The sequence below is a fragment of the Acinetobacter tjernbergiae DSM 14971 = CIP 107465 genome (genome assembly GCF_000374425.1).
GTDB classification, from domain to species: domain Bacteria; phylum Pseudomonadota; class Gammaproteobacteria; order Pseudomonadales; family Moraxellaceae; genus Acinetobacter; species Acinetobacter tjernbergiae.
This window is the reverse complement of record NZ_KB894376.1, coordinates 1-26,540: the sequence shown is the minus strand read 5'-3', so window position 1 is coordinate 26,540 and position 26,540 is coordinate 1. Positions and strand designations below refer to the sequence as shown.

Here is a 26,540-nt window from a genome sequence, read left to right as displayed (position 1 = left end):
GGGTGTTCCCCTCTGTAAAAGAGGGGTTAGGGGAATTGATTAGAATTTGTAACCAATTTTCAAACCATAAGCGATGGTATTATTGTCTTCGAATTCAGCAACATAACCAGGTGTGTTGAATTGAGAACCTGATTGAGCTTTAGCATCTCCTAACCAGAAATACTTTACGCCACCAGCAATAAAGTAATTCGGAGCAGGGCTATATTGAACACCAACACCAACATTCCAATAACCTTCGGTTGGACCAAGTGTAGTTACAGGATTGCCTGCGCCTGAATCCCAACCAACAGATACATTACCTGCCCAGTGGTCATTAAGTTTACGTCCTACACCAGCATTAATTGAGTATTGATCCTCAGTATAAGCAACAAGATCAAAACCATCTTTTTTACCAGTATTTTTTACAATATCTGATAAAAGTGAAGCTTCACCAAATTTATATGGACGGATGGCAAAGTCTTTCCAATTTACCCAACGTAAATTAGCAAAAGCAACAGTATTTGCCATAATTCCAGTTTGAAAATCAAGATTAACAGATTGAGGTGTGGTGATTTCTGTTTGACCTTCAGATTTATTAATTTGAATTAAACCCGCATTTAGATCTGCTGATAGAGTCATTCCTGCAATACCATGCTTTTCATAAGCATTCATTTCATGCTTGATTTTTGCACGATATGTTAAAGATGCTTTGAGTGCAATTTCTGGAATTTGATAAGCGACACCAGCTAACCAACCAAGAGCTTCATCACGTCCAGTTTTAAAGTCATAACCACTATAAGCACTGTAACTTACACCACGTAATAATACCGTTGCATCTAATGTTTGATAAACTGCACCTGCATATATGTTCCAGTTTTGATTTGGTTGATAACCTAAAATTAAATTCAAATCTTCAGTATCAACTGTAACTGAAGTACCACCTTTAAATGGAAAAGGGCGACTTTCAATAAAGTTATTTTTGCCTTTGTATTCTGCATCAGCTCCATAAGGTTGGTCATAAATAAGGCCAATAGAGAATTTTTCGGTTGCTTGAAGTTTTAAAGCAGCGTTTGGCGAATAGTAATAATTTGCCATATCACCTGTGTCATTTTGTGAAGTATCTTTCCCCGATACATTTGGATCAAGAACTGAGACACCTGCTTCAAAATAATTGCCTGGTTGTAAAAAAGGTGCAATAGACTGACCAGAACGGTCTAATGCTGCTGCAAAAACTGAAGTGCTTGGGAGTAAGCTAAGTAAAAGAGCGTGCTGAATCGCATTAAGCTTCATTGATATTTCTCTCATATCGCTTTGTAACAATAATGTTGCGAAAAGTAACACAATTTTTTAAAGCCTAAATATTTTACAAATGTCCATAAATGAACTGATAAAGTCATGGAAATTTCTTGAGTCATGTAATTTTATATACTAGTTAGTTTAATTAATTTTATTATAAGTCATTGATTGTAATTAATTCTCGTGGAGAGTATGTTGATTTTTGAGGAACAAATTCAATTGTGAAAAAAAAGACCATCTGATGATGGTCTTTTTTTAACAGTATGGATTAGAATTTATAACCAATTTTCAAGCCGTAAGCGATTGCATTATTGCTCTTAAATTCAGCGACATAATCTTCTCCGCCTGATTGAGCGCCAGTTTGAGCTTTAGCATCGCCTAACCAGAAGTATTTCACACCACCAGCAATAAAGGTTGCTGGAGTAGGGCTATATTGAGCTCCTAAACCTACATTCCAATAACCTTCTGTTGGGCCTAATGTTGTTACAGGGTTACCAGCACCAGAATCCCAACCTACAGAAACGTTACCAGCCCATTGCTCGCTAAGTTTACGCCCTACACCTGCATTCACAGACCATTGGTCATCTGAATATTCAACAAGGTTGAAACCATTTGGCTTGCCTGCAACTAAGCCTGCACCGCCGAGCACTTTCGAAAGTTCACCAAATTTATAAGGTTGGATTGAAAAATCTTTCCAATTTACCCAACGAACATTAGCAAAGGCAACGGTATTTGCCATAATGCCTGTTTGGAAATCAAGGTTTACAGATTGAGGTGTCGTAATTTTAGTTTTCTTGTCGGCAGATAGTGCTGAAAGTTTAGTTGGGTCAACACCTAAACCTGCAAGTACATTTGCTAAACCAGGGAATGCTAATAACGAGAGATCTTCTTTAATATTCACATTATGATCAATTTCTGAACGATAAGTTAAAGAAGCTTTGAGTGCAATTTCTGGAATTTGATATGCAGCGCCTGCTAACCAACCAGTACCTGTTGTTTCTTTGATATCTGCATCATAGCCATTGTAAACGCTATATGCTTCACCACGAAGGTTTACATTACCTTTTACAGTTTGAATTACAGGACCAGCGTAAAAATTAAGGTTTTTATTTGGTTGAAAACCAAAAACCATAGAAAGGCTCTGTGTATCTACTTCAACTTGAGTGCTATTTGAAGAGGTGCTTGAACCAAGATAGTTTTTAGCCGCATTTAAAGCACCAGCTAATTGTTGAAATTTTGGGCTACTTTGTACTTGAGCTTTAGCAGCTGCAATTGTTTGCGCATTTACAGGTTGGTTATTAGCTTGTAATAGGGCAATCGCGTTTTTTGTGACGATACCATCAATAGATTTTGCTGATAATACACCGTCATTAGAGTTTGATACAAAAACGTTATCACCCGTATATTTTGCATCAGCACCAAATGGTTGGTCATAGAGTAGACCAAAAGAGATATTGTCAGTAAGCTGAAGCTTTACTGCGGCGCTTGGGAACATGTAATCATCACCCATATCGCCAATTTCACGTTGAGTTGCAGTTACACCTGCTTCTTTCCCCTCAACAGTTGGATCTAGAACCGAAAGACCAGCTTCAAAATAGTTACCTGGTTGTAAAAAGGCAGATATAGACTGACCTGAACGATCTAATGCTGCTGCAAATACTCCAGTTGCAGGCAGCGTCGCTAAAATCATGGCAGTGCTAAGATGTTTTAATTTCATTTTAAATCTTTCCTTGAACTTCAAGATTTTTTAGGTAGAGAAGCTATCATTGCTAAGCCAAATCATTTACCACACATGATTTGCTATAACTTCATGTAACAAAAATACCATAATTAAAATAAGAGTAAATATTCTAAATGAACTACCCAGTACGATTGATGACATGAAACAGGATAAAAATAATGCTATTTATGTTGGTGTATATTTCTATTTTTACTGGTAATATAATGATAAATATAGATTATTAACTAAAAACTAGCGTGTTATTTTTTTGCATTTTTTCAAAAAAAAAAATTCCTAAGGTCAAAGATTTTTTGTAAAAAATACATTTTTTTTCTTCATATTTAAAAAATCACTCAATTTTTAGCGATTTAAGATCCATTTTAAGTAAGTTTACGCAAAATTTACGCCTCTTACTTTTTTCAATATAGAGAATTTACGCTCTCAATTTCCATACTAAAGCTGACCTATTTTAAATGGCATATGCTATGTGGGAATTTATTTCAGTATTTATCCTTTCATTGCTGTTGGCTTATCCGCTAGGACACTATCTTGCGGATGTAATGCAAACCAAACCAATGAAAAGTGACAGCTTCTTTAAGTGGATTGAACAACCAATCTACGCTGTTCTAAATGTGAAGCAAGTGGGCATGAACTGGCGGCAATATCTAGGTGCTTTTGTTCTGAGTAATGTTCTACTGCTTGGGGCGAGTGTTACTATTTTAATGACACAGGCATGGCTACCATTGAATCCTGATCATATTCCGAATATGAATTGGGACTTGGCTTTACACACCACCATTTCATTTCTGACCAATACCAACCAGCAACATTATTCAGGACAGGCTCAACTGTCCTATCTGTCACAAATGACGGTAATTGTGGGGTTGCAATATTTGTCGCCAATTATGGGACTTGCCTTATTAGTCGCTATGTTAAGAGCATTATTTTTACAATCAGCTCAACAACAAGACCTAGATCAAAACAAATGGAATCGTATTAATCTGGGTAATTATTGGATGGATATCATTCGACCACTATTTCGATTTTTCATTCCTTTGGGGTTTATTTTTTATTTACTGCTCACTTTTCAAGGTGTGCCAGCAACCTTATCTACGGGGCCAACAGCGCAAGTTTTAGAGCAAAGCACAGAAGTCAAAACTCAACATATTCCACTTGGCCCTGTTGCACCGATGGTGGCAATTAAACAACTGGGTAGTAATGGTGGTGGCTGGTATGGCCCAAACAGTAGTGTGCCTTTAGAAAATCCAACACCACTGTCCAATGTGATTGAGATGATTGCGATTTTACTGATTCCACTTTCTGCGGTGTTTATGGTGGGGCGTTTTATTCAACGCAAAAAACTGATGTGGATGATTTTTGGCAGCATGTTGTTGATGTCACTTTCTTCAACGCTATTGACCCTGTGGGCTGAAAAATCTTCGCTCACTCCAAATACTGCTTTGATGGAAGGGAAGGAAATGCGTTTCGGTGCTGATGCATCGGCATTGTGGGGAAGTTTGACTACACAAGTCAATAACGGCTCTGTGAATATGATGCTTGACTCTGCCTCACCACTGACGGGATTGGTTGAACTGTGCAATATGTTGATCAATGCCATTTGGGGCGGCATAGGGTGTGGTTTATTACAGTTCTTTATTTACCTATTTTTAGCGGTATTTATCGCAGGTTTGATGACAGGGCGTACCCCTGAATTATTTGGGCGAAAAGTTGAAGTCACTGAAATTAAGTTATTAGCGCTGGTGATTCTCTTACAACCTGTGGTGATTCTTGGTTTGACTGCGATTGCAATTGCATTCCCATCAATGACAGGAAATTCAAATCCAGCATTTCACGGTATTAGCCAAGTGTTTTATGAGTATGTCTCTGCCTATGCCAACAATGGTTCGGGTTTTGAAGGTTTAGGTGATAACACGCTTTGGTGGAATCTGAGTGCGAGCGTGGCGTTATTAGCAGGGCGTTATAGCGTGCTGATCATTCCAGTCTTAATTGCAGTCAGTTTAGCAACCAAACCGCAAGCAGCCGAAAGCAAAGCTTCTTTACAGATCGAATCTCCAACCTTTGCCCTGACTTTAATCGGGATTGTATTGATTCTGACCTTATTGCAATTCATGCCCGTGTTGGTGATCGGACCAATTGCTGACTATTTATCGATAAAAGTTTAAGCGTGGAGCAAGCACAATGAAACATTCAAATGCGACACAACAGATGGATATCTTGAATAAAGAAATTATTCAGCAAACTTTCCATAAATTGCTGCCTCAACACGCGTTTAAAAATCCAGTGATGGCATGTGTCTGGGTGGGAACAGTTTTAACCCTTGTTGCCACTTTGATAGGAAATGCCAGTTTAGGTTTTGGTTTAGCCCTAAGCTTGATTTTATTGGTCACGGTCTTATTTGCCAATTATGCCGAGGCGGTGGCAGAAGCCAAAGGTCGGGGACAAGCTGCATCATTACGTCAGGCGCGTGAAAATTTAACTGCAAATCGTATTCTCGATTTAAATGCCATCCCGACAGTGATTTCTGCAAACCTACTCAAAAAGGATGATTTAGTCATCGTCAAAGCAGGTGAAATTGTTCCTGCGGATGGTGAAATTATTCAGGGTTTTGCGACCATCAATGAATCAGCTGTTACAGGTGAATCTGCGCCTGTACTGCGTGAAGCCAATACTGACCGTTCAGGCGTGATTGGTGGAACCAAGGTGCTGTCCGATGAAATTATTATCCGAGTCAGTAATGAAGCAGGGCATAGCTTTTTGGATCGTATGATTGCATTGGTTGAAGGCGCCAACCGTCAAAAAACACCAAATGAGATCGCGTTGAGTATCTTACTCAATATTATGACCATCACCTTTATTGTGGTGGTGCTGACTTTACCTGTTATTGGATCAATGGTCGGGATCAAAATCAGTATGGTTTTGCTGATTGCCCTATTGGTCTGTTTGATTCCAACTACGATTGGCGGCTTGCTGCCTGCAATCGGTATCGCAGGGATGAACCGCGCTTTAAAAGCCAATGTCTTAGCAAAATCAGGGAAAGCGGTTGAAGTTGCGGGTGATATTGATGTGTTGCTCTTGGATAAAACAGGCACGATCACCTATGGAGATCGCCAAGCCACCGCTTTTTATCCATTGGCAGGTGTGACACCAAGTGAGTTACGCCAAGCAGCAATGCTGACTTCTTTTGCTGATCCAACGCCTGAAGGGAAGTCGATCATCAGCCTTGGGAAAGAGTTAGGTGAAAGCATCCAAGAGCCGAAAGATGCCGAGTTCATTCAATTTAGTGCCTCAACACGTTTATCGGGTGTGGACTTAGCGACAGGGCAAAAGATTCGTAAGGGTGCTGTCGATGCCATTCTTAACTTTACCCATCAAGAAATCAAAGACAACATTGAGCTTAAAACTCGTGTAGAACAAGTGGCTTCTAAAGGTGCAACACCACTTGTGGTGGCTTCAAATCACAATATTTTAGGGGTGATTGAACTGTCGGATGTGATTAAGCAAGGCATTAAAGAACGCTTTGCACTGTTACGTGAGATGGGCATCAAAACCATTATGGTCACAGGAGACAATCCATTAACCGCGGCTGCGATTGCTGCCGAAGCAGGGGTGGATGACTATATTGCAGAAGCGAGACCTGAGGACAAATTGGCGTGCATTCGTAATGAGCAAGCAGCAGGAAAATTGGTCGCAATGGTGGGTGATGGTACCAATGATGCACCTGCCTTGGCGCAGGCAGATATTGGTTTAGCCATGAATTCGGGTACCCAAGCAGCCAAAGAAGCAGGCAATATGGTGGACTTGGATTCCGATCCGACCAAATTGCTAGATGTAGTGGAAATTGGTAAGCAGCAATTGATTACTCGTGGCGCATTAACCACTTTTTCGTTGGCAAATGATGTCTCTAAGTACTTTGTGATTTTACCTGCGTTATTCGCCGTGGCGATTCCACAACTTGGGGTACTGAATATTTTGCAATTGAGTAGTCCAAGCAGTGCAGTAATTTCTGCATTGATCTTTAATGCCTTGATTATTCCAATGTTGATTCCATTGGCACTCAAAGGCGTTCAATTCAAACCTGCCAGTGCGCTGCAATTGTTACGCCGTAATATGCTGATTTACGGTGTAGGTGGTGTGATCTTTCCGTTTATTGTGATCAAGCTGATTGACCTTGTTGTGTCATTGTGGATTTAGGAGTGACATATGAATACTTTATTGAGTCATGAGCAATTGAATCAACAGGACTTAGCATTATCTAGTCAAGGACATTCAGTCCTACGTCCGAGTCTTGGTTTGATTGTGGTTGGTTTTTTCATTGCAGGCATGTTGTACGCTACAGCAAGTGTCTCGATTGCGCAGTTGATCTTTCCCAAACAAGCCAATGGTAGTGTGATTGAACTGAATGGTAAAATTATTGGTTCAAACTTGGTAGGACAAAACTTTGTTAGTGAACAATATTTTCATGGACGACCAAGTGCGGTAAGTTACAATGTCGATGGCATGGCAGGCAGTAATCTGGCAATCTCTCATCCTGATTTACAAAAACAAATTAAAGAGCGAACAGTGCAATTCGCCCAGAATAATCATATTACTGAGCAACACGTGCCGAATGAGATGGTGACGGCTTCAGGAAGCGGAATCGACCCAGATATTTCACCTGAAAGTGCTTTATTACAGGTGAAACGCGTGGCACAGCAACATCATTTACCTGAGCAGCGAGTGCGTGATTTGGTACAACAACAAATTCAGCCTGCACAATTCGGCGTCTATGGGCAAGCGCGGGTCAATGTGCTACAGCTAAATTTAGCCTTAGATCAATTGTCATCGACCACACGTTGATAGAGCGTAATTATGCAGATCGACCGTAATAACAAAGCAGATGCATGGTTGGCACATAGTCAACGTGAACAATCTGGACGTTTGACCATTTTCTTGGGTGCAGCACCTGGGGTAGGGAAAACCTATGCCATGCTGACCCGAGCGCATGAATTGATGCAACAAGGGCAGCATGTGGTGGTCGGTGTGGTGGAAACTCATGGTCGATCTGACACCGAAGCTTTGATTCAAGGGTTGAATGTTATTGCAAGGAAGCCTGTGGAATATCAGGGGCGAATGTTGAATGAGATGGATCTCGACCAAATTCTTAAATTAAAGCCTCAAATTGTGCTTGTTGATGAACTTGCACATCGAAATGTTCCCAATAGTCGGCATGAATATCGTTGGCAAGATGTCAATGAGTTGTTGGATGCAGGCATTGATGTCTATAGCACCTTAAATATTCAGCATTTGGAAAGCCTCAATGATGTGGTTTTTCAAATTACGGGGATTCGGGTCACTGAAACTGTCCCCGATGCACTACTTAAACGTTTGAAAGATATTCGACTGGTTGATTTACCTGTTCCTGAATTATTAGAACGGATGAATCATGGCAAGATTTATTTCGCCGATGTTGCCCCCCATGCATTACAAGGTTTTTTTAAAGCTGCAAATTTGACAGCGTTACGTGATCTGGCAATTCAAACTGTTGCAGGGCAGGTCGATATTGATTATCGAGAAAAATTTGTTGCGCAAGGGCAGATTATTCCGATTCAAAATCATGTCATGTTGGCGATAGATGGTTCTGAATTCTCTGAAGATTTGGTGCGCCGTGCCCATCGGATTGCAGAAAGGCGCAATGCAACGTGGAGCGTCATTTCAATTCAAAAAAGTAAGGTTGAAACGACCCAAGCCTTTGCAGTGACGAAGGCTTTTAATCTAGCGCGTAAGCTTGGTGCAGATACCTATTTGCTGTATAGCAATCATATTGCATCGACCATTTTACAAGCGGCTTATGATTATGGTGCATCTAATATTTTGCTCGGTAAAAGCCCTCAAAAATCGCTATGGCAACGCCTATTTTCAGATCATATTGCCGATCAACTGTTAGAGAAACAGCATCCTTTTGAAATCACCTTTGTTCAGCCTTTGAAAGCCAAAAATAGTGAAAAGCGTTTGCAGAAAGATCTGGCTCATTCATCTTGGCTGGAACAAGGTTTGGCATTTAATCAACGTGAAGTGTTTGAAAGTATTATCATTGTATTGCTAGGATTGATTGTGGCTGCAATCAGTGATCATTTTATTGGGTATAGTGATTTAGCCTTAATTTTTATTGTGACTGTATTATTGGTTGCGATACGCGCACGCATGTTGATTACGATTATCAGCGTATTCATCTGTTTTTTACTCTATAACTACTTTTTTATCGAGCCTCGCTTTACCTTTATGATTAGTGCTGAACGTGGGGTGATTACCATTATCACGTTCATTGTCTCAGCTTTACTGGTCGGGCGTTTAGCCAACCAATTACGCGCTCAGGTGCTTAGCCTACGTGCTGCAAATTCAGTGTCGTTACAGTTACAAGAATTAGAGCGCAAGCTATCGACCTGTGTGGATATTGAACAGGTGTTAAATGTCGCCAAACAACATTTGGAAACTTCATTAAATGCCACGGTTTGGTTAAAAGTTGAAAATCAGTCTTTAGGTGATCCATCCGTCTTAAATGAAAAAGATCAAATTGCCGCAGATTGGACGCAGAAGAATGCGAAACCCTGTGGACGTTTTACCAATACGTTGACCAATTCTGATTGGTGGTTCATTCCGCTGAATTTAGTGAAAGAATATGGCGTGATTGCAATTCGTTTTCATCAAAATGCTCAAACCATCAGTTTTGAATTGCAACGTTTAACTGAGTTGATGATTGAAGATATTGCGCAAACTGTTGCTCGGGTTCAACTCTCGTTACAGTTGGAAAACTCTCGTGTGGTGGCTGAAACGGAAAAGCTCCGCTCCGCCTTGCTGTCTTCGGTATCGCATGATTTACGTTCACCCTTAGCCGCGATGATTGGTTCAGCAGATACGCTTAAATATTATGGTGAACAGATGCCTGAAAGTGATCGCCATGAATTATTAGACACCATTCACATTGAAGGGGAACGATTGGATCGTTATATTCAAAACCTGTTGGACATGACTCGTTTAGGTCATCAGGGGTTGACTTTAAGCCGTACTTGGATCGGTGTGGATGAACTGATTGGCTCGGCAACTCAACGGCTTAAACGCTATCAGCCTGAGGTCAAAATTGAGGTTGCTTTGGCGGAAGAACTTCCTCAATTGTATGTGCATCCTGCTTTGATTGAACAAGCCATTTTTAATGTCTTGGAAAATGCAGCCAAGTTTTCACCAGATAATGTTCCGATTGAAATAAAGATTCAGCAACAGGAACAATTTCTGCAAATTGACATTATCGATCAGGGGGGCGGCATTCCTGAAGATGAACGTGAACAAATTTTTGATATGTTCTATACCATGCAGCGTGGCGATCGCGGTAAAACAGGTACAGGTTTAGGACTTGCGATTGTCAAAGCCATTATTGGCGCTCATATGGGCAGTATCGAAGCTTTTGCTGGAACAGATGGTCAAGGCACCTTAATTCGCATACGATTACCGTTACATCAGGGTTAAAATTATTATTTATGCCGCAAACAATCTATCCGAATGCATCAATTTTAATTATTGATGATGAACCTCAAATTCGAAAATTTTTAGACATTGCTTTACGTGCGCAAGGTTATCAGGTGCATGTTGCTGAAAATGGCATGAAAGGCTTAGAAATTTTGGCAACACGGGGTGCGGATTTACTGATTTTAGATTTGGGTTTACCTGATATGGAAGGACAGCAGGTGTTGACCGAGATGAGACAGTGGTCAGATATTCCTGTGATTGTGTTGTCTGCACGTCCTGATGAAAATCAAAAAATTAAATTGCTCGATGCAGGCGCGAATGATTATGTGACCAAACCGTTTAGCATTCAGGAATTATGCGCTCGTATTCGAGTGATGTTTCGCAATAAACCACAACAGTCTGAACAGAACATTGTATTTGATGATGGTCAATTATCTGTGGATGTGGCTGAGCATATGGTGACGTTTGCTCAGGAAGAAATTGTCCTCACCAAAAAAGAATTTCAACTATTAGCACTATTGATTCGTCATCAGGGGAAGATTGTTACGCAAAAGCAAATTATGACCGAGTTATGGGGCATTAGCCATGAAGAAGATACCCATTATCTTCGAATCTTGGTGAAAAAACTCCGTACCAAAATTGGAGATTCTGCGGTTACTCCAAAATATATTTTTACCATTGCAGGCGTGGGGTTACGTTTCCAAGGACAATCCTAAATTGAAAATAAAAAGAGAGTTTGCAAAACTCTCTTTCTGACGAATAAACCGTTTATTTTAAGTTTGGATCGCCTTTTTTCAAAAAGAAACTCAAAGCAAGTTTTTGCACCCAAGTGCCGTAAGGTGGATAGAATAATTGCGTTGGGAAGAAGCGATGACGAGCAAAAACTGTTTTCGCATGTGATAGCTCACGGAAGCCTTCCTCACCGTGATAAGTTCCCATACCAGAGTTACCAATACCACCAAATGGTGCATCATGGTTGACCACATGCCAACCCCAATCATTAATCGTAACACCACCTGAATGAGTTTGTTTTAAGATGTGGTCACGTTCAGTTGAATCATGAGTGAAACAATAGAGTGCTAGAGGTCGTTCACCTGCTTTGATATAGGCAATTGCATCATCAAGGCTATCGTAAGCAACTACGGGCAATACTGGGCCAAACAGTTCTTCTTTTAGAATACGCATATCGGGTGTGCAATTCAGTACAATATGTACAGGCATACGACGTGCATCTTTGTCACGATCATATTCTGCACAGGCAATAATTTGTGCGCCTTTGGCTTTTGCATCGTCTAGGATTTCTAATAAACGTCTGAAATGGCGATCATTGACGATAGAGGTGTAGTTAGAATTATTGCTGATATTACTGCCATACATCGCCGTAAAATTCTTTTTGCATTCTTCTGCAAATTGATTCACTTGTTCTTTCGGCACAAGCGCATAGTCAGGTGCAACGCAGATTTGCCCACAGTTAGTTGCCTTGCCATGCAATATACGTTTAGCTGCATCGGCTAAGGGATAATGTCGACTGACAAGCGCAGGGGATTTACCACCTAATTCTAATGTGACAGGCGTTAGGTTTTCTGCTGCTGCACGCATCACCACTCGACCAATTGCAGGTGAACCTGTAAATACAATATGGTTAAAAGGGAGTGATGTGAATTGTGCAGGATCAAGAATTTCTTCACCGAAAATACAAACTTCATCTTCAGTAAAAACTTCAGCCAGCATACGTCTCAGCACTGCATTGGTGGCAGGCGTAATTTCGGGCAGTTTAATCATGACTCGATTGCCAGCAGCGATTGCCGCAACCAATGGCCCAAGTGCTAAATAGACAGGGAAGTTCCAAGGAACAATCACGCCAACGATGCCTTTCGGTTGATATTGGACAGCGAGGCGATTTGATAAAAATAGTAATTCAGTATGGCGTTTACTTGGTCGCATCCATTTACGTAAATGTCGAATGGCATGTTCTGCTTCCAACACAGAGCCTAATAAATCCAATAATTTAGATTCATCGAGTGATCGAGAACTAAAGTCACTATTGATGGCAGCAGCGATAACATCTTGGTAACGAATAATTTGTTTTTTAAGTTTGAATAATTTTGTACGTCGAGCATCGAGATCAGGATAAGGATTCGCATCAAAAGCAGCACGTTGTTGGGCGAATACCATGTGCATATGTTTGGTTGCCGAATCGCTAAATTCCTGCGAATGAGAAAGTGTCATTGTTGCTCCTTCCATGCTTATGGGTAGAAATAGACTTTATGATTGATTGAATTTTTAGTCGATGTTAAATTGAGACAACAAAAAGTAATTTAGTGCCATTATCTACTGACCGAATGGATAAAGTGAAAATGCCTAAACAGAATATTGAGCAAAATATCTATATTGAAGCTCGTTATGATCATACGCTATTCGGTCAGGGCACGCCTATACTCGGTTTAACCAGTCTGTTTGATGAAATGCAGAAGCAAGGATATTCCATCGCTCAGATATTGGACGGTACGGGTATTGCGCATGATGCGCTGACAAGTGCGACCACAACAATATCTCAATATCAAAAGTTGAAGTTATTTCAAAATATCCAATCCTTGTCTAAAGATCCATTGATTGGGCTTCGGGCAGGGCAAAAACAAAAATTATCAGATTTCGGGGTGTATGGTTATGCACTTTACTCTTCCCGCAATTTTCAACAAGCCGTCGAACTTGGCATTCGTCATATCAAATTAGCCAGTCCAGTATTACAAAAATCATTTTATATACAAAATGATGCTGCAATTTTTGAAGCTAAGGAAATTATCGCTTTAGGACATTTATTGCCATTAATTTGCGAGTTCTGGTTTAGTTCAATGCAAACCTTAATTCAGTGCGTACTTGAAGCACCGTTTCAGGCTAAAAGGTTATTACTACCTTATCCAGCCCCTGAATATGCAGATGAATATCAAAAGGTGTTTGGCTGTGTTGTGGAATTTGATGCAGAGGTGATGCAATGGCATTTCGATTTAGCATGGTTAGATGCGCCTTGTCCAAATGCAAATCCGATTACCGCAGATATGTGTCAATCCTTTTGTGAGCGGATGCTGGGAGATGAGAATGATGAAGAATCTGAACTGATTAAAACGATTCGTCTTATTTTCTTGGATAGCGTTGGCAATTTTCCAACTGCTCAACAGATGGCAGATCAATTGCATTTATCCAAAAGAACCTTATATCGTCGTTTAGCCGATCTGAATGTGAGTTATCAAGACATCTTGGATAGCACGAGAACACGTCTTGCTGATGAGTATTTGGCTGCAACGACATTAAGCATGGATGAAATTGCCGAAAGACTTGGTTTTTCAGATACTTCAAACTTTAGGAAAGCTTATCGCCATTGGACAGGGAATTCACCTAATCAACATCGTAAAAAGTTTGCTTAGTTTGGTGTAAAGCGCGGCATATGATTTCAAAAATAGGATTTTGACTACTACATTAATAATTCTTTCATGATCAGCTTATATATTGCGACGAGTTAATCTAATAAAGATAAAGATGCAATGATCTTCGAAAGCTTAAACATCTATTTGTTTGATTGTATCAACTCGATTGCAACTCAAAGTCCTGTTTTAGATAGAATTGCCATATTCACGGCACATGATTTGAATACAGTTTTTATATGTTTTCTCTTGTTCTTATTGGTTTTAAAATGGAAGACCTATAATTTTTTATTCGCTAAAACACTTTTAATTGTGTTGCTTTCTTTAATCCTGAGTGATTTAGCTGAAATCTTCTACCATCATCCACGTCCGTTTGAAATAGGACTAGGTCATCAACTTATTGGGCATGGTCCAAGCTCATCATTTCCCAGTCAGCATACCCTAACCATCACAATCATTGCCTTTTCATATTGGTTAGCAGGTTTTAAGAAGATTGGTGTATTTGGTATTTTTGTCGGTATGGTCGTTGGTTTATCAAGGATTTATGTTGGGGTTCATTTTCCATTTGATATCATTGGATCTTTTATTATTGGTTTGATGTTGGTTGTATCTGTCAATTATATCGTGAAGGAATTGACTGTTAGAATTCGTAAAATTACATCGGTCAGTGCTTATGATGCTTAACAAAATTCTAAATGGTTACTTAAATTTTACGTTAAATTTATACTGAGCTTAGATATGTTTATATTATCTTAACGTTACATATTTATAAGCATAAATTATCCTATTCATAACAATATGAACTTGGTTTAATTTATGAATGCTGTCTTTGTAGAGTTGAATCAGCTATTAAATTTTAATAATGCGATTAATCAATCAAATGAGCAAAAATCTGAAAATATTATGCTCGATAAGGGATTGTTTTTAGAGGAAGTAGATCATTATTTAGAAAAGTATCCAAATACACAACATATTGATATTTATTTGTATGATCTGAATGGACATCTACGAGGTAAAAGAATTGATGTCAAATGCTTAACACAATTGGTCAAAGCATGTTATTTACCCCTTTCTATTTATGCGATGAGTCTAAATGGAAATGTGATAGAAGAAACAGGATTAGGTAAATTTATTGGTGAACCAGATCATTTGTGTCAGCCTATTTTAGGTTCATTGCAACCTTGTGCCATTGAGCCTGAAACCAATGCCCAATTACTATTGACGATGAAAGATGCTCATTATCAAGATTGTTTGATTGAACCTCGTAATATTTTAAAAAAAATACTTAAACAGTTACATGAAAGAAATTATCGCCCTTGTATCGCCGCAGAAATAGAATTTTATTTACAACCTTTAAATGGGATAGAAAAGGCTGAAGAGACGACAACACAGTGCTTTGATATTCATCTCTCTGATACACATCAACAAATCTTGGATGAGATTGAAGCTATCGCTAAACTACAGAATATTATGATTACAGGAATTATTTCTGAAGCATCTTCAGGGCAATATGAGCTTAATCTGCAACATACATGTGATCTTTTAAAGTTATGTGATCAGATTATGTTGTTAAAACGAACCATCAAACAAATTGCACATAAGCATGGATTTCGCGCAAATTTTCTTGCCAAGCCAGATCTATTAAAAGCGGGCAGTGGCATGCATTTTCATATGAGTTTGCTTGATCAAGATCAAAACAATATTTTTAGTTCTTGGGAAGATGAATTATCTCAAGATCTCTTAAAAGTCATCAGTGGTTTGCTATGGTTAATGCCAATTTCGATGGCAATTTTGGCACCCAATTTAAACTCTTTTAGACGTTTTAAAAAAGGTCATCATGTTCCCTTAGAGGCAAGTTGGGGACTGAATAACCGTAATGTGGCTATTCGAATACCATGCTCTGATCAAGAAAATCAAAGATTGGAATATCGTGTGGCAGGAGCAGATTGTAATCCTTATCTGAGCATTGCTATGATTTTGATCGGCACACTTTATGGTTTGACACATCAATTAGAAGTACCGAAACAAAACAATCAACTTACCTTCAAATCTAAACATTATTTATTGCCAATTGAGCAAATGGAAGCTTTAAAATTATTTAAAAATAACAAGATACTTGCAGAATATTTAGGTAAAGAATTTATGGAATTATGGTGCACAGTAAAACAAGCAGAACATCAAAGCGTTCATAGTCAAATCACATCAATTGAAAAGTCTTGGGATATTTAGGAGCATCTATCGTTTTATCTAGTCTTGATTTAGCAAATAACCGCTTTAAGGTCACAAAATATCTTTATGGGACAAATTGAGAAAATACATGAAAAACAAATTGACAGCATGAATAGTAGATTATAATTTAATCATAGTTCTAATTTGGAACTAAGTAGGAATTTATATCTAAGATTGTTCAAGGGATGAAGCAGCTCTTGTCGGTTTGCTGTTGAATATATGATTTCTTGATGGTCTTGTTAATGTAGTTAAAGCTGTTTGCGCTTTAGTTTTAGGGGAAGGAAAGCCATAATGTCACATAATACAATTACGGTGCGCCAAACGCAGTTTAAACCTGAGAAAATCAAAGCGCACTATACTGAATCTACGCTAATGTCACATTTTCTCACAGCATTATCTATGAGCTTTCCACAGGGAGAACGTTTTTTTGTAGAAACTGTTCGTAATGTGCGTGATCAAATTCATGATGAACAATTACAAAAAGATATTTCAGGTTTTATTGGTCAAGAGGCACATCATGCCCGCGCTCATGAACAATTTAATCAATTGGTGCAAAGCAGCGAATATCATTTAAAAAAATTTGAAAAGGCTTATGAGCAGGAGATGATTCGCTTACGGACTTTGAGTCAACGCCGTCAATTGGCTGCAACGGTCGCACTTGAGCATTTTACGGCGATGATGGCAGGTTATATGCTTCAATATCCGAATGTCATGTTTAAGGGTTTATCTGAAAATATGAAGAATCTGTGGCTTTGGCATGCTGTTGAAGAAATTGAACATAAACACGTAGCGTTTGATGTATATCAGCAGGTTTTTGCTAATCTACCTCAGCGTCGCAGAAGTATGCGAACAATTACAGTGGGGTTTATTAGTAGCACGATCGTGATGACCAGCGACCTTGTCTGGCAAGACCGTAAAAATACTTTATATTCACCAGCACAACTTTTAAAAAATGCTCAAACGCTTTTAGGGTTGACACAAATGATGTGGCGTTTACTGCCTGATTATTTAGCATTCTATAAAGCTAGTTTTCATCCATCTAAGATTGATCAACAGGATTTATTGATAAAAGCTAGAGAGTTGTTATCTTCTTAAATGGCTTATATTTAATTTAAAATCAATTGTTTATAATTTTATACATTGAGTAATGAATTGGTTTATATCCAAATGGTGCGCTCAGCGGGACTCGAACTATAAGTTTATTTATTTGAATTATTTGATAATTATTTATGCGGTAATGGTCTGTTACCGCATTATTTACCGTAAAATAATATGATTATCCACTAGTCTTTTCTCGGAGCCTTAATTTGGTAAATAATTATTAGCTTGATTTAAATCATTATAACAAAAAATAATTTTTAAATGGACTGGTTATCTTTGGAGTAACTAATGCTTAAAGATGAATTGAACTTTTCTTCGATTTGTTTCAAAAGTCAAACTGAAAACTAATTATAAGCCTAATTCCCGCATTCCTTGATCTGTCAATCCAAACTTTCTTTAGTTCAGTGCTATTGTCTTTTTGCTGAATTTTAAACTCAAGGAAAAACTAGGCATATGTGTAATTAGTAAGAATAAAATATATTTTTTTTGAGATGATATGATGTGATTAATAGGATTCTAATTCATTGTTTTTTATTTTTAATAATTGTATATTCAATAGTTTATTGTTATTTTTTTTTTGAATTTAATATGTATATTAATAAAATGGATGTGTTTAAGCTATTCAGACTGCGGACCCATCACTCATATGCGGAATTGTCACAAGAAGAGCAGGATAGAACGACCTTTTTTAAGGAGTCTGTTGAGGTCTTGGAAAATTACTCCAAATTCATAGAGGATGTTTTAGGTGAAAAAAGTTCGGTATTAAAAGAATTCGAACTGAATCATAGAAATGAGGATGGTGATTTTGGTAAGGATGCTTATCAATATTTTGATCAGCTTAAGATCTTGCCAATGTTCATTCCAAGATTGGGTTATAAGTTAGGTCAGGATATTTTTCCCTCTGGGCTATTTGAGTTTTTAGTAAAAATAAAAGGTAGTGAAAGCTCGTATTTTTTGGATAAATCGCCTAAGCAAAATTTCTCTCCTAGACAAATAAGAAAACTAATGAATTGGATTAAGGGGAGTAAAAGAAGCATTTCTTGGAATGGAGTTGCTGATGATAAAATATGTGTAAGTGAGTTATATAGGCTATGTAGTTGCTTTGATGAAATCATTGCATATCATCAAAATATAAGAATTTTATGTCTAGATATTCGACTTAAAAACAATCATACAGATAATTACGAAAACTTTGATGAAGATTTTAGACGTATTAATTGGGGGTATGCGGGTAAAATTCATCATTATTTGAATGACTTCCCTGATTTTTTACATGGGTTTTTTAAATATGAAAATGATCATCAGCATGGCTTGAATTTACATTGCATCTTATTCTTTGATGGGAAAGGTAAGCTAAGCACAAAGGCTAAAATCGAGCAACTAAAAGAAAAAATTATACGAGATAAGTTTGAAACAGGCGTAGAGATTAGCGACTGGTTAGCAGAATCCAAGAAAATCACTAAGCAGGATTTCTCAAAAATTTCATCTCATCAGCAGGAACTTATCCAGCAGTTCAAATCTTGGATTTTGGGTTACTATGCTTATATCGATAGAATTATAAAGCTGGACTATAAAGATAGCCAAAATGAATCTTTGTCAATCAATGGTATCTTTTGGAAGCAAGATAGATCTGAGCCTTTTGATCCTCATGAGGCATACCGTAAGCATATTGAATTTTGGCAAAAACTCATTGAAGGCAATAATTCACAGAAAGTCTGGCAATACCAAAATCTTGATCAGGATGCAATTGAACGAATAAAAGTTACCGAACTTGTTTATAAGGAATACGCAAAATCGGATACAAGATTTACAGACTTGGCTGAGGTTGGGATACGCCTAGAGATTTTTATTGAAAACTTATTGGTTTCTAATGGAGGTCTTTTTGATTTCCCACGTCAATGGAATGGGTTTAATCCTTTAACTAAGGATGAGCTGACTTATTCGATCACTAGATCCTGCCAACAATATTTCAGTCTACTTGATGAGCAAGAAAAAATTAAGAGATTATTCGACTACTCATCTGATGGCATGACGAGTTTATTCCTTACAAGTAATGCGATACAAATCAGATCATTTTTTTCAAAAATACAAGATGGTGGTAAATTTAATTTAGATTTACAAAAAATCGATGAGTTAAATATTAAAAGTCTAGCATTGAAAAAAAGATATCAAGTGCAGACTTTTCAGGATGGTAGGCTTCAGATACGGACCAATCAAGTTTCTCAAAATTTTAATAAAGTTGAGGCAAATATTGTTCAGCACAAAATCTGTGCGAGACGTTATGTAACAGCAACTGATTATATCGATCATCTGTTTACGCAAGATCTAGTGGTGTATAGGGTGCAATTTAGATTGGAAAAATACAGGAGTGGCTTACTTCAAGAGGAGTTTTCCAAGCTTTTTACCAGTTTTGTACGTTTTGCTAAACGATCCAAGCCGCTTTCGATGGGCGTAGGATATTTAGGAAGCTGGAATATTGGTTATGAAAATAGGATATTTGCTGATGTATTATTTTTCTTTCCCAGAACAAAAATTAAGCAACTCGATAAAGTAGGGGAATCTATAGTAGAGTATTGGGATAGATTTCTTTATAAACACATACAAACTAAAATTAATTGTGAGCCTCAAGATATTATCAATAGTTCGAAGTGGATTGAGATATTTTTATCTCAACCAGAATTTAATTCAAAATTCGTTATATTTGATGCTAAGAACAGAAAAAAGCAAAACCTGTTCAAACAAACGGTCATCAAATATTTAGCCTACAATGAGATTTTCCAACCAAGACCAGTAGTCCCTATTAGGAAGGTATTAATCAAGGGGTCAAAGGTAAATATTGAAAAAAGTGCTAAAAACTAACTTTAGCTTATCCTGATTCAGTATTTTCATTTGGTAAAGGTAAGGTCAGCATCTCAAACTATTGTCGAATGGTTCATCACTCTTAGCAGGTTATTAAAGTTATTATATCTATTATTAATTATATACTTATCAACATCTTATTCTATTGGTGATTGATTTTTTACTCATATATATGCGGCATAATTAATAAATTACAGATCAGTCAGTGATATGAATCCTAACATGATGAGTATCACGACATGAATTTGACTACATTTCTTTGGAATGAATCTAGTATTTGTACTGCGATAGAAGACTTTGTTTACGATGTCTGTTTTGAACAGATGAGTGAACAACAATTCAAACAAACATTGAGTACATTATATGAAGCCTTTCAGTATTTCTATTCAGCACAGCTTCACTACACTGTATCCATCCAATATTTTATTCAGTGTAAGGATTGGGTTGATCATTTTCTGAATGGGCAATCTACATCACAGATTTTAAATTTTAATATTCAACAGGTTCAAACCCTATGTTGTGTACTCAGTCAATATAAACATGATTATTGGAATGAGCATGCTCGTTTTATTCAGCAAGAAGAGCAGAATCGAAGGTCACTGCATCAGTATTTGACTAAACTCATGACACATTATTCTGAGCTGTTATTTGTACGTGTCGATTTGGGCTATCTCAAAGAGCAACAGGTTTATATTGGTATCGAGAATGTTCAACAGCATATGAACATTTTAAGAAATCGTATAGCCAATCAAGATGGATGTTTCATGGGATTACAAGGCTATGCATGGGCATTAGAGCAAGGTGTAGATAAAGGCTATCATTGCCATTTATTGCTGATTTATGATCCATCAAAACGACAGAAGGACTGGTTTCTTGCTGATCAAGTTTGGCAAATGTGGAACAGTATTACGGGTAATATAGGCGTGCACTTTAATTGTAATACTACGGAATATAAGCAGAACTTTATGCGGAATGAACGCTTAGGGGTAGGACCTATTCGATGCGATAACCCCGTGGAAGTAACGAATGCCTTGAATGCTGCTATGTATCTGGTCAATCCTGAAAAGTATGCACAGCATTTACGAGCAAAGATACCGTATATGCGTAGCTTTGGTACAGGTCAATTTGAAGTGCATTGGCGTAGAGGTGTTGCTCAAACCTTGCAGATATGTGGATTTTAAGTCAAATAACAATTAAAAAACTACGGCACTCCTAGTGATATGAACAAATAACCTAGGATGTGTTTTCTCATGACGACCTACAATGAAGCTCAAACCTTTTGTGAAATTGAAAAATTTATCAAGGATGTGGTAGATGACCAAATCAGTTGTGAACAATTCAAGCAACAAATTGTTCCTCTAATTATCAAGTCTAGACGTTTTTTTATTGCTGGTTATGACTATGTTGATTCCATTATTATTTTTAAGCTAATTGAACGAGCCTTGTTTCAAGCCAATAAATATAGATTGTATGAAAATATTCGTGACCTGCCCGATCATGTGATTGAGTTGATGATCGCTGATATCCAGTCAAAATCTGAATTGATACAGCATGGACATCAATATGACCAAAAGCAGAATAAAGCTGAAACGAAAAAGGTCGAACGCTTTTTATTAGATACCATGCAATACACAGATTGCTTAATGATCTTTCCAATGCGGTTGAGTATCAGGGCAGATGTATCGTCATTAGCATTTCACGAATTTGAATGTTATGTCTATGCCTTGTTTAGAGAGGTCAGGGCAAGGGAGATCAATTTATTCCGTTGCATCCATTCAGTGATCTGGAAAATGAAACATCATCCTGATCGGGGTTACTACCTCCAGATATACTTCATTTATGCAGGACAGGCACAGGACACGACTTTATCTGACCATGCCGATAAATTGGCAGCGAAGTGGGAAGAACTCAGTAATGGTTATGGTGAAGCCTACATTGAAGAACAAGCCAAGAAAGGTTGGTCAGTGAATTGTCAGGATGACAGACAGATTCAACGTACCTTGCAATTGCTCAAGAGTGATTTCAATGCGAATAGTAAAAATCATTATTTAAGGGTGATGCGAACTCGTCGCAAGATTTTTGATTGTGAACGCATTCCTTTAAAGTTGAATTAGTTTTGTTCAGAAAAATCAATTGAGTTGTAGTTCAAAAGTGGTCTAAGAAAAACAATGCGCTTAGACCACTAATCCACTGAAGCATGAATGGGCAAATGCCTAAAAATTATAGGTATAGGTCAAGCCACTGCTGGTCGTGATGGTCACTTCACGCACGTATTCAGCTGAACAGCCTAAGTAGACCTTTGCCACAGAACCATAACGCATATTCTGGTAATCGTAAGTACCTTTACTTCTACAATTCCCACGGTTGATTAACACCCCTGTAATGGTGGTTGGAGCATCGTTCAAGGACATGATGTTTAACAAATCGCTATAGCCTGTCATGGAGTATTGTGATTCTTCACGACGAACACGGACTTCAAACTGTTCTTGTACATTGGGTTCAGTCACTTCCTCTGCATTATATGGCTCATCTTCCAGAAATGATTTATCAACGGGTGGAAAATCATCTTCGGATTGATGAGTCGTTTCAGCGGTACTATTCTCACTTGTTTGAGTTTGGGTATCTTTGGGCTTTGGTGCATCATTGCCTGAATTACATGCGCTTAAAGTCAGCAGCAACACACTGGATAAAACAACAGATGGAATAAAATTCATTACACATGCCTATATTTAATTGAATGTTGTGATCTACAGGGTTGGGCGAAAGCCCAACTCTGTTTATTTAATTTTTAGATAAATCAATTTTTTGCTTTTTATAAAAGTGGGAGTCATTCACTGATCTTTTTAAATACCTTCTCGATCGGCGTGTAGTTTTCCAAGCTAAAATCAAAAGGAATTGGCTTTTTCAGTGGCACATCAAATTTCTTTAATGGCGCATTTTCTATGCCGTTGAAATGTTTGCGTTGAAAGGACATGGTACTTGGTTCAAGGATTGCGATTGGCTCATTTGCAGAATCAGCTTGAGTAATGTTGGTTTGATAAATGACTAAGCTATCTAATTCCAATTTATGGTTATTGAAGTTAAAAATATAACCGACATATTTTTGTCCACCAGCCGTAATGATATTTTGTGCTAACTCTGGCGTGGATGGAGCTGTGAAATTCACAATAAGATCAGATGCGAAATTCATGTTCTCAAAATGTAATTGTTTCGAGTCAGCATCGTAATAAACAAAATTATCAATCGGACCCTTCGGTCGATCATTGGGTGTATAGCTGCTCGGCATGAACTGGCTTTGTGCAGACGTAGCATTTAAACTGAGCTCTAAAAGTTTTAAGTCATAATTTAGATGGGCATTTTTAGTATCCAGTTCTTTTTGAAGTGTTTGAATACGTTGTTGATATTGTTCAGTACTTTCAAATTGATCTTTTTGTGGTGGAATGACCTGCATTGTCGATCTTATATAATTGATAGCTGTATCATGAGCTGCACGCAAAGAATAGTCATCACCTAAAGCAAAAGTGAATGCTGGAAATTGTTGACCTGTATGTCCAATCACCAAAACTTGATTGTTTTTTAAAGCTAGTACATTTCTTAAATCATTGAGAACAGTTTGGAAGTTTACACAGTTTGCACAATAGTCAGCCACATCCGAATTTTCAGCAAACATCTGCAAGCCAGAGATAGTTTTATACGGTGGATAAAAGGAAAAGTACCCTTCATCTTTGATCAATTCCTGAAAGCTTTCACCTGTTTTGGTAAGCGGAGGGGTAATTTTATTTCGAGCGATAATCAAAGGAGAAGAAGCAGCCTGTGCAGGGGCAGCATCATTCAATGACATTTTTTCAATCTTTTGAGTAAGTTCTTTATTTTCTACATCATCTTGTTGTGGTTTTGAGCAGCCGACCAATGCAAGGCTGGTGAGCAGCGCAATTGAAACGTATTTCATCCTATTATTTCCCCATCCAATATTTTTAAAGTTTTTAAAATGAATTATGAAATTGACTGTAATTTCAAATATATTCTGCTCGGCTGTCATAGGCTCTAGCGATGCTGTTACTGAGCACAATAAGGACAAGCCAAATAAGCTGTGCAATGAATTCCATGATTTTTATCCAGCACAAAACACCACTGACCAAAATGGATGCAGCAGTTAATTGATGGCTTGAATCAGTTAGGACACAGCGAAAGCGTGCGATAAATGAATTGGAATGAAATGCCTGAGAGGCGGAGAAAGTGCAGGGGAATAAAGCACAGTAAATTGCGTCATGGTTGACTCCTTAGGTATTAAGAAGTTCTACCGAATCACTGTCAATTGATTATGGTGGCAGAACGAAAGAGGGTTGACAGACTGAACCTAAGAATCAGCACACCCGAAGGTGTCCCCCTCCCGTTCTACCGCAGAGGGAGCACGAGAACTCACACCAAAAGAAAAATATCTTTTAGTGCACTTAGGAAACGGTCTGTCAAAACCGACTGACAATGTAGGTCAGCCCTTGCATCATAATCGTTGCCAAAAAACAGGTCAATTGATCTGTTTAAGCATCATCCAAAAATTGCTTAAAACTGATGATAAAAAACGCATTCTAAAAAAATACAAATACATAACATCTAAATGAGAATGGTGTTTCTCTATTCGAGACCGCACCAATACATGCTTCAGCTACATCGCAATCATTTTGCCTGCTTCCCCAGCAGGCTTTTTTTATTTATTTACAGGAAATACCACAATGAGTTTGCCATGTCCTTATTGCCAGTCTAGAGAGACGGTAATGCTTGAATCAACCCAACATTTACCCAGTACCTCAACCAATAACCCTATCTCCAATAGTGTGATGTCACCGATGGCACTTGCCACTTTAGGGGTGAGTGTTTCTAAAAGTCTAAACATTCCTCCAATTGCAGGCGCAATCGTTGGGGTACTGATTGGCGGTATCTGGATGTTGATCACTGAAGATGAACAGCAACAACCGTTACACCCAACTTATCGCAGACAGTACTACTGCAATCACTGTGACCGCAGCTTTAGCCCGAATTTACGCAATTAAGCATTCAGCAAAATTCATAAACCGAACCTTTTACCCATTTAAAAATGATACAGGAATTATTCTTATGGCACATTTAGTTGAAACCATGGCATTTGTAGGACAAACCCCTTGGCACGGCTTAGGTAATCAACTCACCCCAAACCAACCCATCGAGGTCTGGGCACAGCAGGCAGGCATGGATTGGCGAATAGAATCTTCGGATGTCAGTTACATGGCTCAGAATGAAAAGGGGCAGAGCATTATTATGCCTTTTGAAGAACAGCGTGTTTTATATCGTTCCGATAGCCATGCACCATTATCCGTGGTCAGCCAACGCTTTCAGGAAGTCCAGCCGATGGAAATCCTACACTTCTATAAAGACCTGACTGAGCAATCGGGCTTTGAACTGGAAACCGCAGGCGTGTTGAAAGGTGGTAAGAAATTCTGGGCATTGGCACGAACAGGACAAAGCTCAGCTTTGAAAGGAAAAGATGTCAGTAATGGCTATATTCTTTTAGCGACAGCCTGTGATGGCACACTGGCAACCACGGCACAATTCACCAGTATTCGAGTGGTGTGTAATAACACTTTGGCAATCGCTTTACGTGGTCAGCAAGGTAGTGCAGGCGTAGTCAAAGTCCCTCACAGTACCAAGTTCGATGCTGAAAAAGTCAAACAGCAATTGGGTATTTCAGTCCGTGCATGGGATGAGCACATGTATGAAATGAAGCAACTCAGTCAGCGTAAAGTGACTCAACAGGAAGCTGCTGCTTACTTTGATGCGGTGTTTAACAACACCAACTTGAGTATGGCTGAGCAAGATGAAAGCATCATTCAGTTCTATCGCAATGCAGCGATATCTCATCAAACTAATCCATGCAAAGCAGACAATAAAACTGAACCGAATGGACGAGCCATGTCGAAAGTCATGACCATGTTTAACGGACATGGGCGAGGTGCAGAACTGAGTTCAGCCAAGGATACAGTCTATGGATTACTGTGTAGTATCACCGAGTTTTGTGACCATGAACGTCGAGCGATGAGTACCGATCATCGTCTTGATTCAGCTTGGTTTGGAGCAGGCGCAGCGATCAAGCAACGAGGTTTGGAACAAGCACTACGAATGATTGCTTAAATTCAGTTTCAGTTAAGCCTTCTACATTAGCCTAAGCATACGGTAACACCGTACAAGCACAGCAACACCTTTAGCCACATTTCCAGATGTGGCTTTTTTTATGCCCAAAATTTAGCTTTTACGATTTTACTCATACAGGAATAGTTACAATGAATAGTCATACTCAAATTCAAAACACTTTAAACCATCCACCTTTACAACCTTATTCACCAAACCTGAATCCACCCACCCAACAGCTTGAGGTGGGAACTCGAACT

General features: G+C 38.4%; 19 protein-coding genes. 14 read left to right on the top strand and 5 right to left on the bottom strand.

Annotation, left to right across the window (positions count from 1 at the left end; translation table 11 throughout):
- Positions 1-39 precede the first annotated feature (39 nt).
- On the bottom strand, positions 40-1,269 hold the full coding sequence (locus C502_RS0115610; protein WP_018679727.1) for an OmpP1/FadL family transporter: 1,230 nt from the start codon (positions 1,267-1,269) through the stop codon (positions 40-42).
- A gap of 274 nt (positions 1,270-1,543) precedes the next feature.
- Positions 1,544-2,992: a long-chain fatty acid transporter gene (locus C502_RS0115605; protein ID WP_018679726.1), complete on the bottom strand. Its 1,449-nt coding sequence runs from the start codon at positions 2,990-2,992 to the stop codon at positions 1,544-1,546.
- Between the two features lie 488 nt (positions 2,993-3,480).
- On the opposite strand from C502_RS0115605, the gene kdpA reads away from it, so the two are divergent.
- Genes kdpA through C502_RS0115580 form a run of 5 tightly spaced genes read left to right on the top strand, consistent with a single transcriptional unit; the run spans position 3,481 to position 11,229 of the window.
- Entirely contained in the window at positions 3,481-5,178 is a 1,698-nt protein-coding gene (gene kdpA / locus C502_RS0115600; protein ID WP_018679725.1) for a potassium-transporting ATPase subunit KdpA, read from the top strand.
- 16 nt (positions 5,179-5,194) lie between these two features.
- On the top strand, positions 5,195-7,207 hold the full coding sequence (kdpB, locus tag C502_RS0115595) for a potassium-transporting ATPase subunit KdpB (protein ID WP_018679724.1): 2,013 nt from the start codon (positions 5,195-5,197) through the stop codon (positions 7,205-7,207).
- A gap of 9 nt (positions 7,208-7,216) precedes the next feature.
- Positions 7,217-7,852 (top strand): potassium-transporting ATPase subunit KdpC, encoded by a 636-nt coding sequence (kdpC, locus tag C502_RS0115590; RefSeq protein WP_018679723.1) that lies wholly within the window; start codon positions 7,217-7,219, stop codon positions 7,850-7,852.
- 12 nt (positions 7,853-7,864) lie between these two features.
- Positions 7,865-10,513: a sensor histidine kinase gene (locus C502_RS0115585; protein WP_018679722.1), complete on the top strand. Its 2,649-nt coding sequence runs from the start codon at positions 7,865-7,867 to the stop codon at positions 10,511-10,513.
- 11 nt (positions 10,514-10,524) lie between these two features.
- Entirely contained in the window at positions 10,525-11,229 is a 705-nt protein-coding gene (locus C502_RS0115580) for a response regulator (protein WP_018679721.1), read from the top strand.
- Between the two features lie 52 nt (positions 11,230-11,281).
- Here C502_RS0115580 and C502_RS0115575 read toward each other — a convergent pair whose 3' ends face one another.
- Positions 11,282-12,742, bottom strand: coding sequence for a coniferyl aldehyde dehydrogenase (locus C502_RS0115575; protein ID WP_018679720.1), 1,461 nt, complete (start codon positions 12,740-12,742; stop codon positions 11,282-11,284).
- Positions 12,743-12,870: 128 nt separating this feature from the next.
- On the opposite strand from C502_RS0115575, the gene C502_RS0115570 reads away from it, so the two are divergent.
- The 7 genes from C502_RS0115570 to C502_RS0115540 all read left to right on the top strand — a co-directional run bounded on the left by C502_RS0115570 (position 12,871) and on the right by C502_RS0115540 (position 22,235).
- Positions 12,871-13,935 carry an AraC family transcriptional regulator gene (locus C502_RS0115570; RefSeq protein WP_018679719.1) on the top strand — a complete coding sequence of 355 codons (1,065 nt, stop codon included), beginning with the start codon at positions 12,871-12,873 and terminating at the stop codon, positions 13,933-13,935.
- Between the two features lie 117 nt (positions 13,936-14,052).
- Positions 14,053-14,616: a phosphatase PAP2 family protein gene (locus tag C502_RS0115565; protein ID WP_018679718.1), complete on the top strand. Its 564-nt coding sequence runs from the start codon at positions 14,053-14,055 to the stop codon at positions 14,614-14,616.
- 132 nt (positions 14,617-14,748) lie between these two features.
- The gene (locus C502_RS0115560; protein ID WP_018679717.1) at positions 14,749-16,161 is read left to right on the top strand and encodes a glutamine synthetase family protein; all 1,413 of its coding nucleotides are present in this window, start codon (positions 14,749-14,751) and stop codon (positions 16,159-16,161) included.
- 291 nt (positions 16,162-16,452) lie between these two features.
- Positions 16,453-17,256 carry a metal-dependent hydrolase gene (locus C502_RS0115555; protein ID WP_018679716.1) on the top strand — a complete coding sequence of 268 codons (804 nt, stop codon included), beginning with the start codon at positions 16,453-16,455 and terminating at the stop codon, positions 17,254-17,256.
- 594 nt (positions 17,257-17,850) lie between these two features.
- Positions 17,851-20,121, top strand: a complete 2,271-nt coding sequence (locus C502_RS0115550; protein WP_018679715.1) for a hypothetical protein — start codon at positions 17,851-17,853, stop codon at positions 20,119-20,121.
- 239 nt (positions 20,122-20,360) lie between these two features.
- Positions 20,361-21,302 carry a YagK/YfjJ domain-containing protein gene (locus C502_RS0115545; RefSeq protein WP_018679714.1) on the top strand — a complete coding sequence of 314 codons (942 nt, stop codon included), beginning with the start codon at positions 20,361-20,363 and terminating at the stop codon, positions 21,300-21,302.
- Between the two features lie 69 nt (positions 21,303-21,371).
- Positions 21,372-22,235, top strand: a complete 864-nt coding sequence (locus C502_RS0115540; protein ID WP_018679713.1) for a hypothetical protein — start codon at positions 21,372-21,374, stop codon at positions 22,233-22,235.
- Between the two features lie 99 nt (positions 22,236-22,334).
- Here the strand turns inward: C502_RS0115540 and C502_RS0115535 are convergent, their stop codons facing one another.
- Both C502_RS0115535 and C502_RS0115530 read right to left on the bottom strand, forming a co-directional pair.
- Entirely contained in the window at positions 22,335-22,835 is a 501-nt protein-coding gene (locus C502_RS0115535; RefSeq protein ID WP_018679712.1) for a hypothetical protein, read from the bottom strand.
- Between the two features lie 113 nt (positions 22,836-22,948).
- Entirely contained in the window at positions 22,949-24,070 is a 1,122-nt protein-coding gene (locus tag C502_RS0115530) for a hypothetical protein (protein WP_018679711.1), read from the bottom strand.
- Positions 24,071-24,851: 781 nt separating this feature from the next.
- Here C502_RS0115530 and C502_RS0115525 point away from each other — a divergent pair.
- Together C502_RS0115525 and C502_RS0115520 are read left to right on the top strand one after the other, a co-directional pair.
- Positions 24,852-25,169, top strand: coding sequence for a hypothetical protein (locus tag C502_RS0115525; RefSeq protein WP_023274850.1), 318 nt, complete (start codon positions 24,852-24,854; stop codon positions 25,167-25,169).
- A gap of 64 nt (positions 25,170-25,233) precedes the next feature.
- The gene (locus tag C502_RS0115520) at positions 25,234-26,283 is read left to right on the top strand and encodes a DUF932 domain-containing protein (protein ID WP_018679709.1); all 1,050 of its coding nucleotides are present in this window, start codon (positions 25,234-25,236) and stop codon (positions 26,281-26,283) included.
- Positions 26,284-26,540 lie beyond the last annotated feature (257 nt).